Source organism: Actibacterium sp. (assembly GCF_041584535.1).
Taxonomy (GTDB): Bacteria; Pseudomonadota; Alphaproteobacteria; order Rhodobacterales; family Rhodobacteraceae; genus Actibacterium_D.
The window spans coordinates 1-10603 of sequence record NZ_JBFHDW010000064.1; the positions used below are offsets into that span (position 1 = coordinate 1).

The 10603-nt window shown below is 62.3% G+C and carries 11 protein-coding genes and 1 pseudogene; 9 read left to right on the top strand and 3 right to left on the bottom strand.

Annotation, left to right across the window (positions count from 1 at the left end; all coding sequences use genetic code 11):
• The 3 genes from ABYW26_RS04965 to ABYW26_RS04975 form a co-directional block, all read left to right on the top strand.
• Positions 1–789: Re/Si-specific NAD(P)(+) transhydrogenase subunit alpha (locus ABYW26_RS04965; protein ID WP_372603686.1), on the top strand; the 789-nt coding region annotated here is incomplete at its 5' end.
• Positions 790–802: 13 nt separating this feature from the next.
• Entirely contained in the window at positions 803–2278 is a 1476-nt protein-coding gene (locus ABYW26_RS04970) for an NAD(P)(+) transhydrogenase (Re/Si-specific) subunit beta (RefSeq protein ID WP_372603687.1), read from the top strand.
• A 223-nt stretch (positions 2279–2501) separates the two neighbouring features.
• Positions 2502–3785 (top strand): DUF3422 family protein, encoded by a 1284-nt coding sequence (locus ABYW26_RS04975; protein ID WP_372603688.1) that lies wholly within the window; start codon positions 2502–2504, stop codon positions 3783–3785.
• On the opposite strand, the gene ABYW26_RS04980 is transcribed toward ABYW26_RS04975, so the two are convergent.
• Entirely contained in the window at positions 3721–4800 is a 1080-nt protein-coding gene (locus tag ABYW26_RS04980) for a YeeE/YedE family protein (RefSeq protein ID WP_372603689.1), read from the bottom strand. The genes ABYW26_RS04975 and ABYW26_RS04980 overlap by 65 nt on opposite strands.
• Positions 4801–5105: 305 nt before the next feature.
• Between ABYW26_RS04980 and ABYW26_RS04985 the strand changes: the two genes are divergently transcribed.
• The 3 genes from ABYW26_RS04985 to ABYW26_RS04995 all read left to right on the top strand — a co-directional run bounded on the left by ABYW26_RS04985 (position 5106) and on the right by ABYW26_RS04995 (position 7596).
• Positions 5106–6272 carry a M20 aminoacylase family protein gene (locus ABYW26_RS04985; protein ID WP_372603690.1) on the top strand — a complete coding sequence of 389 codons (1167 nt, stop codon included), beginning with the start codon at positions 5106–5108 and terminating at the stop codon, positions 6270–6272.
• A 44-nt stretch (positions 6273–6316) separates the two neighbouring features.
• Positions 6317–7057, top strand: coding sequence for a glutamine amidotransferase (locus ABYW26_RS04990; protein ID WP_372603691.1), 741 nt, complete (start codon positions 6317–6319; stop codon positions 7055–7057).
• Positions 7058–7164: 107 nt separating this feature from the next.
• Positions 7165–7596, top strand: a complete 432-nt coding sequence (locus tag ABYW26_RS04995) for a hypothetical protein (protein WP_372603692.1) — start codon at positions 7165–7167, stop codon at positions 7594–7596.
• 15 nt (positions 7597–7611) lie between these two features.
• Here the strand turns inward: ABYW26_RS04995 and ABYW26_RS05000 are convergent, their stop codons facing one another.
• Complete coding sequence (locus ABYW26_RS05000) at positions 7612–7827, bottom strand: hypothetical protein (protein ID WP_372603693.1); 216 nt, start codon at positions 7825–7827, stop codon at positions 7612–7614.
• A gap of 131 nt (positions 7828–7958) precedes the next feature.
• Between ABYW26_RS05000 and ABYW26_RS05005 the strand changes: the two genes are divergently transcribed.
• Both ABYW26_RS05005 and ABYW26_RS05010 read left to right on the top strand, forming a co-directional pair.
• On the top strand, positions 7959–8216 hold the full coding sequence (locus ABYW26_RS05005) for a DUF2312 domain-containing protein (RefSeq protein ID WP_372603694.1): 258 nt from the start codon (positions 7959–7961) through the stop codon (positions 8214–8216).
• A gap of 145 nt (positions 8217–8361) precedes the next feature.
• Positions 8362–9165 carry a class III extradiol ring-cleavage dioxygenase gene (locus tag ABYW26_RS05010; protein WP_372603695.1) on the top strand — a complete coding sequence of 268 codons (804 nt, stop codon included), beginning with the start codon at positions 8362–8364 and terminating at the stop codon, positions 9163–9165.
• Positions 9166–9171: 6 nt separating this feature from the next.
• Here ABYW26_RS05010 and ABYW26_RS05015 read toward each other — a convergent pair whose 3' ends face one another.
• Positions 9172–10047 carry a hypothetical protein gene (locus ABYW26_RS05015; RefSeq protein ID WP_372603696.1) on the bottom strand — a complete coding sequence of 292 codons (876 nt, stop codon included), beginning with the start codon at positions 10045–10047 and terminating at the stop codon, positions 9172–9174.
• An 88-nt stretch (positions 10048–10135) separates the two neighbouring features.
• On the opposite strand from ABYW26_RS05015, the pseudogene ABYW26_RS05020 reads away from it, so the two are divergent.
• Positions 10136–10603 (top strand): annotated as a pseudogene (locus ABYW26_RS05020) (iron ABC transporter permease); the annotation flags it as partial.

Below are 10603 nucleotides of genomic sequence, written 5' to 3' on the forward strand. Positions count from 1 at the left end.
CTGATCCCGAACCGCGAAGCGCCCGAGCTGTGGACCGAAGACATGGTCGCCTCGATGAAGCCGGGCTCGGTCATCGTTGACCTTGCGGCGGAAAAGGGCGGCAACTGTAAACTGACCGTCGCCGACCAGAAGATCGTGACCGACAATGGCGTGACCATCATCGGCTATACCGATTTCCCGTCGCGCATGGCGGCGCAGGCCTCGACGCTTTATGCCACCAACATTCGTCACATGATGACCGACCTGACCCCCGACAAGGACGGTCAGATCAATCACAACATGGAAGACGACGTTATCCGTGGCGCCACCGTGACCTATCACGGCGAAATCACCTTCCCGCCGCCGCCGCCGAAAGTTCAGGCGATCGCCGCGCAGAAGAAGGAAAAGCCGAAAGAGCTGACCCCGGAAGAAAAACGCGCGCAGGAAATCGCCGCGTTCAAGGCCCAGACCAAGCAGCAGGTGACCCTGCTGGCGGTCGGTGCGGCGCTGTTGCTGCTGGTCGGCACCGTTGCCCCGGCCAGCTTCATGCAGCACTTTATCGTGTTTGTGCTGTCGGTCTTTGTCGGCTTCCAGGTGATCTGGAACGTGTCGCATTCGCTGCACACGCCGCTGATGGCTGTGACCAACGCGATCTCGTCGATCATCATTCTGGGGGCTTTGATGCAGATCGGCTCCGGGTCGGTGATCGTGATCGTGCTGGCGGCGCTGTCGGTTTTCATGGCCGGGATCAACATTTTCGGCGGCTTCCTCGTAACCCGGCGCATGCTCGCCATGTTCCAGAAATCTTAAGGAGGCCGAGACAATGGAATTTGGTTTCACCACCGCCGCCTATGTCGTCGCGGCTGTTCTCTTCATCCTCAGCTTGGGCGGTCTGTCCGGGCAGGAAAGCGCCAAGCGCGCTGTCTGGTATGGCATTGTCGGCATGGGTCTGGCCGTTGCGGCCACGCTGATCGGGCCGGGTTCGGGTCTGTGGATTCTGTCGGTGGTGCTGGTCGCCGCTGGCGGCATCATCGGCTATTACGTCGCGCAGAAGGTCCAGATGACCGAAATGCCTCAACTGGTCGCCGCGATGCATTCGCTGGTTGGTCTGGCTGCGGTTTTCGTCGGCTTCAACGCTCATTTCGAGATGGGCCACGTCGCCGGTATTCTGGCCAATGCCCCGACCTCGCTGAACGAGACCGGCCTGCAGGCATGGATGCACGAACAGCACCTTGGCACCTTCGCCTCGCTGATCGCGCATAAAACCCCGGTCGAGCTGAACATCCTGAAGGTCGAGCTGTTCCTTGGCATCTTTATCGGTGCCGTGACCTTTACCGGCTCGGTCATCGCCTTTGGCAAACTGGCGGGCAAGGTCACCTCGACCGCCCAGAAACTGCCGGGCGGTCATGCGCTGAACGCCGGTGCGGCGATCCTGTCGGTGCTGTGCCTGATCTGGTATTTCAACACCGGTGGCTTCCTGCCGCTGGCCATCATGACCCTTGCCGCGCTGTTCATCGGCTATCACCTGATCATGGGCATCGGCGGCGCCGATATGCCGGTGGTCGTGTCGATGCTGAACAGCTATTCGGGCTGGGCCGCGGCGGCGATTGGCTTTAGCCTTGGCAACGACCTGTTGATCGTTGTCGGCGCGCTGGTCGGTTCGTCGGGTGCGATCCTGTCTTACATCATGTGTAAGGCGATGAACCGCAGCTTCATCTCGGTGATCCTGGGCGGCTTTGGCGGCGCCACTGGCCCGCAGATGGCGGTCGAGGGCGAGCAGATCGCAATCGACGCCGATGGTGTTGCCACCGCCTTGGAAGAGGCCGACAGCGTCATCATCATCCCGGGCTACGGCATGGCCGTGGCGCAGGCCCAGCAGAACGTTGCCGAACTGACCCGCCGCCTGCGGGCCAAGGGCAAGAACGTGCGCTTTGCCATTCACCCGGTTGCGGGTCGTCTGCCGGGCCACATGAACGTGCTGCTGGCCGAAGCCAAGGTGCCCTATGACATCGTGATGGAGATGGACGAGATCAACGACGACTTCCCGGATACGGATGTTGCCATCGTGATCGGCTCGAACGACATCGTGAACCCTGCGGCTCAGGAAGACCCCAACAGCCCCATCGCCGGTATGCCGGTGCTGGAATGCTGGAAGGCGAAACAGGTGTTCGTGTCCAAGCGCGGGCAAGGCACCGGCTATTCGGGCATCGAGAACCCGCTGTTCTATAAAGAGAACACGCGCATGTTCTACGGCGACGCGAAAGCCAGCCTTGATACGCTGCTGACCAAGATCAGCTAAGGCATTTTTCAGATGCGACATTAAGCCCCGCCCAACCGGCGGGGCTTTTTGCGTTTCGGGGCCGGTGCATTGAGTTTGCAGGGAATTTTACCGCCCCACAGCGGTCACGGCGGCAGTTGTGCACCAAAGTATACATCTAACCAATGGATTTCATTGAACTTTTCTTTTTGAAACCCGGGCCGGATCAGCTAGTAAGGCGGAATACTTGCAAACAGGCCCGTCCATGACCGCTTTGACAGATCACCCGCTGCGCTATGACCTTGCTAATGAACTGCACGCGCGGCCGTTCCCGTCGCTGACCGCGCCTTGCCGCGCCGCCTATTTGGCGATCAAGCGACCGCATGACGCCGTCGCCCGCGACCGCGACGCCGACCGGGCGCATCTGCTGGCCTTGCTTGACCGGTTCGGCGCGGTGCATCCGCAGCCCAATGCGACGCATTATTTCGGGCAGATTGGCCGCTATCACCTGAAATGGGAAAGCCATACCGAGTTCGTCACCTACACGATTTTCGGCGATGGCGTGGCCGAGCGCCCGTTCGATCACGCGACCTTTGACGTCTTCCCCGAGGACTGGCTGGCCGAAGCGCCGGGCGTGCGGATGACATCGGCGCTGATCCGGGTCGAACAATTGCCCGAGGGCGAGGCGGATATCTCGCAAAAGCTGTCTGACTGGTTCGTGTCGGAAAGTCTGGCCGTGTCTTCGGTGCTTGAGGGCAGCGCCCTGATCGCCAGCGATTTCCGCATCGACATGGCGGGGCATGTGCGGTTCGCGCTGTTCGTGCGGCCCAGCACCGGACCGCGGCGCATCGGCCGTATCGTCCAGCGCCTGACCGAGATCGAGACCTATAAGACCATGTCGATGCTGGGCTTGCCGCGTGCCCGCACCCTGTCGGCGCAGCTGGGGCAGATCGACCCGCAAATCTCGGCGCTGGTGGGGGATATGACGGCGGGCGGCCAAAGCCCGGCGGACGCGCTGCACCGGCTGCTTGAGATGTCGGCCGATCTGGAACAGATGCAGGCGGCGAATGCGTTTCGCTTTGGCGCGACGGCGGCTTACGAGGCGCTGGTGACACAACGCATCGAGGCGCTGCGCGAAGAGCGGTTCAAGGGCGGCCAGACCTTCCGCGAATTCATGATGCGCCGCTTTGATCCGGCGATGCGCACCGTGCGCTCGACCGAGGCGCGGCTGCGCAGCACGACCGAACGCGCCGGGCGCGCGGCGGAATTGCTGCGGACGCAGGTGGATGTGGCCCGCTCGGCCCAGAATCAGGCGCTGCTGGAAAGCATGGATCGCCGCGCTGACCTGCAACTGCGGCTTCAGGAAACCGTCGAGGGCCTGTCGGTGGTGGCGATCAGCTATTACGCCGTTAGCCTTGTCGGCTATCTGGCCTATCCGCTGTCCGAGCCTCTGGGGCTGAGCAAGGGTATGCTGACGGCGATGATTACGCCGGTTGTTGTGCTGGTTGTGTGGCTGCTGATCCGTCGGATCCGGCGCGGCGTGCATTAAGCACCCGGTCGGTGGCCCAGCCGCCCAGACCGATCGCCGCCAGCGCCACGATTGCCGAAACGCCCAGCGTCGGAACGCCCGACAGACCCGCGCCAATGGTGCAACCGCCTGCCAGCACACCGCCAATGCCCATCAGAACCGCGCCCGCCATATAGCGGCCGGTCTGGGCCGGGGATTCAAAGCTTTGCCATTTGAAACGGCGGCCCAGCAGCGATGCCACCAGCGCCCCGCCCAGCACACCGCCGATCAGGCCGGTGCCGAATTTGGCGCTGATCGATGTGGCAGTGATGCCCCAGAACAGCGTGTCCGCGACCGGGGCGGTAAAGGCGAGGCTTTCAAACGCGATCGGGTCGAAATCGTCGAACAGGACAAATCCGGTGCCAACCCAGCCTAGCGGCACCAGCAGGCCCAGCAGCGCGGCCAGCACCAGCTTGCCGCGCCCAACGCCTGAACCGATGACCCCCACCAGTGCCAACAGCGCCACGACAGCGGTCCAGAACAGCGCGCCACCCGGCAGCCCGGCCAATGAGCCGGCATTGCCCAGCGGCAACGTGACCTCGGACACTGCCACCCGCAGCGGCGCCAGAACGCCCTTCATCGCGGCATGGGCGGTCAGGGCGAAGACGATCAGCACCAGCGCCGCGCGCAGGTTTCCGGTCCCGGCCAATACCGTCATCCGCGACGCACAGCCCCGCGTCAGAACCATCCCGGCGCCGAACAGCAGCCCGCCTGCGACAATCGCCAGAACCGGCAGGTCGGCGGCGGCAAAGCGGTGATCGTCAAAGCTGATCCAGCCTAAGGCAACCGCGCCCTGCGTGCCCAGCAGCGCCGCGATCAGCGCCATCAGCCAGACGCCTTGGGCGCTTTTGCGTTGGGGGGCGGGGCCGGTCACGGTGCGGCGAAAGCAAAACCCCGTGATCTCGGCCAGCAGGCCATAGCCAAGCCCCAGCGCCAGACCCAGCCAGATGGCGGCCTGCGGGGCGGTCAGGGTCTCGAAACCAAAGCTCTCGAACATGGGCGATCCTCGCGCGCGGAAGAATTTTGTCCCGTCTGCGGTGGAATCGCCGCTGAGGCAAGCGATTTGAACGCTGCCAACCCCTGGGGTTACGGAACATTGTTCTGGTCCGGGCGTGCGGTGCGGGTCAGGATTTTGCACGCCCCAGGATGCGATGCCAAATTCAGGCCGATGTTCCGGCGCGCGGTGGCTTTGTTCTTTTTTGCGGCACAGCGGTAGAGGCAGCACAAAGCGGGGGCTGCTTGGTGCTTGACCTTATCGGGGTGCCGCAGCAGGTTGAAAGGGAACCGCGAAGGACCGCACCCATGCCCGTCAAGAATCGTTTTGCCCAGATGCTGGACGAGATCATCGCCTGGCGCCGGGATTTCCACGCCAACCCCGAATTGATGTTCGACACCCATCGCACCTCGGGGCGGGTGGCCGAATTGCTGTCCAGTTTTGGTTGTGACGAGGTCGTCACCGGCATTGGCCGCACCGGTGTTGTCGGGGTGATCCGGGGTCGCAGCGACAGCAAGGGCCGGGTGATCGGCCTGCGCGCCGATATGGACGCCTTGCCGATTACCGAGGCCACCGGCGCCGAATATGCCTCGACCGTGCCGGGCAAGATGCATGCTTGCGGCCATGACGGCCATACCTCGATGCTGCTTGGGGCGGCGAAATATCTGGCCGAGACCCGCAATTTCGATGGCACCGCCGTGGTGATCTTTCAGCCCGCCGAAGAGGGCGGCGGCGGTGGCCGCGAGATGGTCGAGGACGGTCTGATGGACCGGTTCGGCATCGACGAGGTTTATGGTCTGCACAACATGCCGGGCATTCCCGTCGGTCAGTTCGTGATCCGCCACGGCGCGATGATGGCAGCAGCGGACGAGTTCGAGATCACTGTCACCGGCCATGGCGGCCACGCGGCCAAGCCGCAGGCGGCGGTCGATACCACGCTTGTGGCCAGCCATATCGTCGTGGCGCTGCAATCCATCGTCAGCCGCAATGTCGATCCGCTGCGCGAGGCGGTGCTGTCGGTCTGTGCCTTTCACACTGACACCCGCGCCTATAACGTGATCCCGCATCACGTTCACCTGCGCGGCACCGTGCGCAGCATGGACGAGGCCACCCGCGACCATATCGTCAACCGGCTGCATCAGGTGACCGAAGGCATCGCCGCCAGCTTTGGCGCCACCGCCAAGGTCAGCTATAAATACGGCTATCCGGTCACCATCAACGCCCCTGAACAGACCGATTTCGCCGCCGAGGTTGCGCAAAGTGTCGCCGGATCGGTGGTCACCGATGGCGACCCGATGATGGGGGCCGAGGATTTCAGCTATATGCTGAACGAGCGCCCCGGCGCTTATATTTTCATGGGCAACGGCGACAGCGCCATGATCCACCATCCCGAATACGACTTTAACGACGACGCCATTCCCGCCGGTTGCAGCTGGTGGGCCGGTCTGATCGAACAGCGGATGCCGATGCGCTGAGAAACGGGCTTTATCCCCGCATCTGCTGCGGCTAAGACTGCCGCATGAAACCGTTTCTGATCCTTCAGCTACGCCCCGAGGCCGAAGCCTCGGATGACGAATATGCCGCCTTTCTGCGCAAGGGCGGTCTGGACGCGTCCGACACCCGCCGCATCCGGCTTGAGCGCGAGGATATCCCCGCCGATCTGAACCTTGATGAGTATTCCGGGGTGATCGTCGGCGGCGGGCCGGGCTGTGTCTCGGACGCGCCCGAGGACAAATCGCCCGAAGAGGCGCGGATCGAGGCCGAGATTCTGGCGCTGATGCCGCAGATCACCGCCCGCGATGTGCCGTTCATGGGCTGTTGTTATGGCATTGGCGTTTTGGCGCATCACCTTGGCGCGCCGGTCAACAAGTCGCGCTATGGCGAAGGCGTCGGCACCGCCGATTGTTCAGTGACCGAGGCCGGTCGCAATGATCCGATCCTGGCCGGGCTGCCGGCGCGGTTCGAGGCCTTTGTCGGCCATAAAGAGGCGGTGCAGGACCTGCCGCAAGGCGCGGTGCATCTGCTTGTGGCCCCAACCTGTCCCTATCAGATGATCCGCTACGGTCAGAACGTCTATGCCACCCAGTTCCACCCCGAAGCCGACAGCGACGGGATTGAAACCCGTATCCGCATCTACAAGCACAAGGGCTATTTCCCGCCGGAACAGGCGCAAAGCCTGATCGACATGTGCCGCGCCGCCGATGTGCACGCCCCGGAAAAGATCCTGCGCAATTTCGTCCGGCACTACGCGACCGACTAGGGGCAGGGGGGCGGACGCGGCTCCTATTGCCAATATAGCAATTCGCTTATTGGCTTGGCCGGTGTTCCATGTTCAACTTAAAGGAATAGCGTTGAAAGGATTGGTTAATGAAATTTTCGGTTTTGATGGCTTCGGCCTTGGCGCTGGCGCTGGTCTGTGCCGCGCCCGTGAATGCAGCAAAGGTTACGCGCGAAATTCCGGTGACAGAAGATTTCAGGGTTTCAAAGCACACTCTTAATGGCGTGCCAAGTTATGAAGTGCGCTTGACCGTAATCGTCGTGGACGGAATTTTTGAGCTGTGTGGTGTAATCGTGCGCTCGCCGCAGGCCGAAGCCGCCATTGTGCGCACGTTCGTGCGCGGCGGAGTTCTAAAGATCGACGACAAGGTGGCGATCCGGGATTTCACCTATTTCAGCTGGGTGAAGCGCAAATCCGACTTGGCGAAAACGCCAGCCAAATGCGCCAGCACCGGAATCAAGAAAACTCAGAAACACCACAATTTTCATGTGGAATTTACAGTAAAGACGACTGCAACCTAAGACCGGGCGTCGGGATTATCCCAGCATGATCCCGACGATCACCAGCATCAGCCCGACCGCCGACACGCCAAGGGCGCCCATGTTCAGGGCCACGACCTTTTGCAGGCGGGCGCGCAATTCGTCATCGGGCAGGTTGGCGCGTTTGGCCTTATAGGCCAGCATGATACAACGCATCAGCCCGGCAAGGCCGATCAGCGATACGGCGGCGCCGCCCCAGATCAATGCGTCCATATTTTGCTCCTCTCTGAACTGTTCTCAGGCAGCTAGCTGATCATCGCGTGGCGTGCAAGCCGGACGGGGCTTGCAGCGGCGCGGGCCGGAGGCTATCCGGGGGGCAAATCACCGATCATTGCGAGGCCCAGATGGAAGACATCGTCACAGACACCACCTACCGCGTTACCGCAGACGAGCTGCGCCAGTTCATCGAGCGCGTCGAGCGGCTGGAGGCCGAAAAGAAAGACATCGCCGATCAGGTCAAAGAGGTGATGGCCGAGGCCAAGGGCCGTGGCTATGACACCAAGGTCATGCGCAAGGTCATCGCGCTGCGCAAACGCGACCGCAACGACATCGCCGAAGAAGAGGCGGTGCTGGAAATGTATAAAGAAGCCCTGGGCATGTAAGCCCGCGTCTCGGCGGCTGGGTTGTACATTCTGCACAGGGGGCGCGCAGATCTGTTGATTTGCGCACAACCCCTGTTCGGCCCAGCCGTTGACCCAAAGCGGACAAAGGTCGATGATCTTGCCAACTCAGAGCAAGAGGTGACTCATGTCCCAACGTCTTCCGACCTATTTCATCTCGCATGGCGGTGGCCCGTGGCCGTGGATTCCCGACATGCGCCGCATGTTCGTCAATCTCGAAGCCTCGCTGGCGCGGATGCCGCAGGAAATCGGCGGGACGCCCAAGGCGATCCTGATGGTGTCCGGCCATTGGGAAGCCCCTGAATTCGCGGTGATGAGCAGCCCGAAACCGCCGATGGTCTATGACTATTACGGCTTTCCGCGCCACACCTATGACATCGTCTATCCCGCCCCCGGCGCGCCCAGCGATCTGGCGCAGCGCACGGCGGACCTGCTGAAACAGGCGGGGCTGCCGACGCGGCTGGATGCGAAACAGGGCTTTGACCACGGCACGTTCGTTCCGGCCTATATCATGTATCCCGAAGCGCAGGTGCCGGTGTACCAGGTCTCGATGCAGCACGGCTATAGCCCCGAGGCGCATTTCGCACTGGGCCGGGCGCTGGCGCCGCTGCGCGACGAGGGCGTTCTGATCGTCGGCTCGGGTCTGAGCTATCACAACCTGCGCCTGTTCGGCCCCGGCGCGAAAGAGCCGTCCGAGGCCTTTGACGCCTGGCTGGAAAAGGTGCTGGCGCAGGACCCCAAGGCGCGGACCCAATCCTTGCTGGAGTGGGAAAAGGCCCCCTATGCCCGTGTCTGCCACGCGCAAGAGGACCACTTTGTGCCGCTGTTCGCCGCCTTGGGCGCAGCCGAAGGCGCCAAGGCCACGCAGGTCTATCATGACAAGATGCTGATGGGTGGCGTGACCGCGTCCAGCTATCGTTTCGACGACTGATCGGGGTCAGGGCGTGATGAAATTCACGCCCGGCATCCGCTCGATCTCGAACAGGTCTTCTTCGTAATTCTCGGTGATGTCCTCGACCAGATCTTCGGTCCAGCCGGGCAGGTCCAGTTCCATCTCGACCTCTTCGGGCAGGGCGAATTTGTCGAGAAAGGCCGCGACGATGCGGCGGCGCTGGATTTCGTTGGCTGGCGGGTGCTTATCCAGATAGGCATGCATCCGGGTCATGCCCGAGGGGCTCATGATCGAGGCCAGAAAATCGTCGGCGCCTTCAAGCTCTGACGGGCGGTCATAGCCCGACAGTTCCTTCAGCAGCTCATACCAGATCAGCGGCGTGTCTTCGTTGCTCCAGACCGTCAGTTCGACGCCGGGATTGGTGTCGCGCAGGTTCTGGATGACGCTGGACCAGCGCAGATTGCGCGGATCGGCGCCGGCCATGAACTCATCAAAGCCGACATCGGGGCAGTTTTCGAACACGGTCGGAATAAAGGTCGCGGGGTTGCGCACGGCGATGAACATCTCGACATCGGTCTGCGCAAAGATCTGCGTCAGGGCAAAGGCCTTTTCGCCGGCATCCGGGTAAAGCTGGCCATCGCGCAAAACCTTGGACGGTGCCGACAGGAAGGCGTGGTTCGAGAAAATCAGCCGGTCGGCCTTTTCATCGTCAAGGATGGCGTCCAGCACTTCCTCGTATTGTTCGGGCGTGGCGGCCTGACCGCGCAACTGGGCGCGGGCGTCGCGCAGGATCTTGCGATAGCGGCCCGGTCCGGGAACGATAATGCCGTCTTGCGACAGGGGGCCGCGGTTTTTCAGCAGGCATTTCAACAGCCGGTCTTCGTCGGTGAAATGCGCCCCCAGATGAAAGACAACCTGCATATGCCCGGTATTCCCTGTGCCCTTGCGTTCTCCTATGGTTATACGAGGATTTCTGGACAGTAAAACGGCTTTCCTGTAACTGCGCATCATGGTCGAGCAAAATACTCAGATACCCCTCACCGCACGCCTGCCGCTTTCCCTGAGGCGGGCGGCTAATCCGTGGTCGGCCGGTGCGGTTCTGATCGCACTTCTGGTGCTGGTGCCGATCCTGTCGGTGGTGGTGATGGCGGTGACGCCCGAGGCCAATATCTGGCCGCATCTGGTGGCAACGACCCTGCCGCGCTACCTTGAAAATACCGCGGTTCTGATGGGGTCGGTGGCGCTGTTGGCGGCGGCGATGGGCACGGGGGCGGCGTGGCTGGTGACGATGTATCGCTTTCCCGGTGTGCGCTGGCTGGAATGGCTGTTGCTGTTGCCGCTGGCGATCCCGGCCTATGTCGGCGCCTATGCGCTGGTGGATTTTCTGGAATATGCCGGGCCGGTGCAGACCCTGCTGCGTGATATGTTCGGCTGGACCTCGGCCCGCGATTACTGGTTCCCGGAAATCCGGTCGCGC

Excerpts from the sequence above, each read along its gene's own strand:
- ABYW26_RS04975 (WP_372603688.1), top strand. The coding sequence starts at position 2,502 with ATGACCGCTTTGACAGATCACCCGCTGCGCTATGACCTTGCTAATGAA.
- ABYW26_RS05005 (WP_372603694.1), top strand. The coding sequence starts at position 7,959 with ATGGAAGACATCGTCACAGACACCACCTACCGCGTTACCGCAGACGAG.
- ABYW26_RS04985 (WP_372603690.1), top strand. The coding sequence starts at position 5,106 with ATGCCCGTCAAGAATCGTTTTGCCCAGATGCTGGACGAGATCATCGCC.
- ABYW26_RS04980 (WP_372603689.1), bottom strand. The coding sequence starts at position 4,800 with ATGTTCGAGAGCTTTGGTTTCGAGACCCTGACCGCCCCGCAGGCCGCC.
- ABYW26_RS04970 (WP_372603687.1), top strand. The coding sequence starts at position 803 with ATGGAATTTGGTTTCACCACCGCCGCCTATGTCGTCGCGGCTGTTCTC.
- ABYW26_RS04995 (WP_372603692.1), top strand. The coding sequence starts at position 7,165 with ATGAAATTTTCGGTTTTGATGGCTTCGGCCTTGGCGCTGGCGCTGGTC.
- ABYW26_RS05000 (WP_372603693.1), bottom strand. The coding sequence starts at position 7,827 with ATGGACGCATTGATCTGGGGCGGCGCCGCCGTATCGCTGATCGGCCTT.
- ABYW26_RS05010 (WP_372603695.1), top strand. The coding sequence starts at position 8,362 with ATGTCCCAACGTCTTCCGACCTATTTCATCTCGCATGGCGGTGGCCCG.
- ABYW26_RS05015 (WP_372603696.1), bottom strand. The coding sequence starts at position 10,047 with ATGCAGGTTGTCTTTCATCTGGGGGCGCATTTCACCGACGAAGACCGG.
- ABYW26_RS04990 (WP_372603691.1), top strand. The coding sequence starts at position 6,317 with ATGAAACCGTTTCTGATCCTTCAGCTACGCCCCGAGGCCGAAGCCTCG.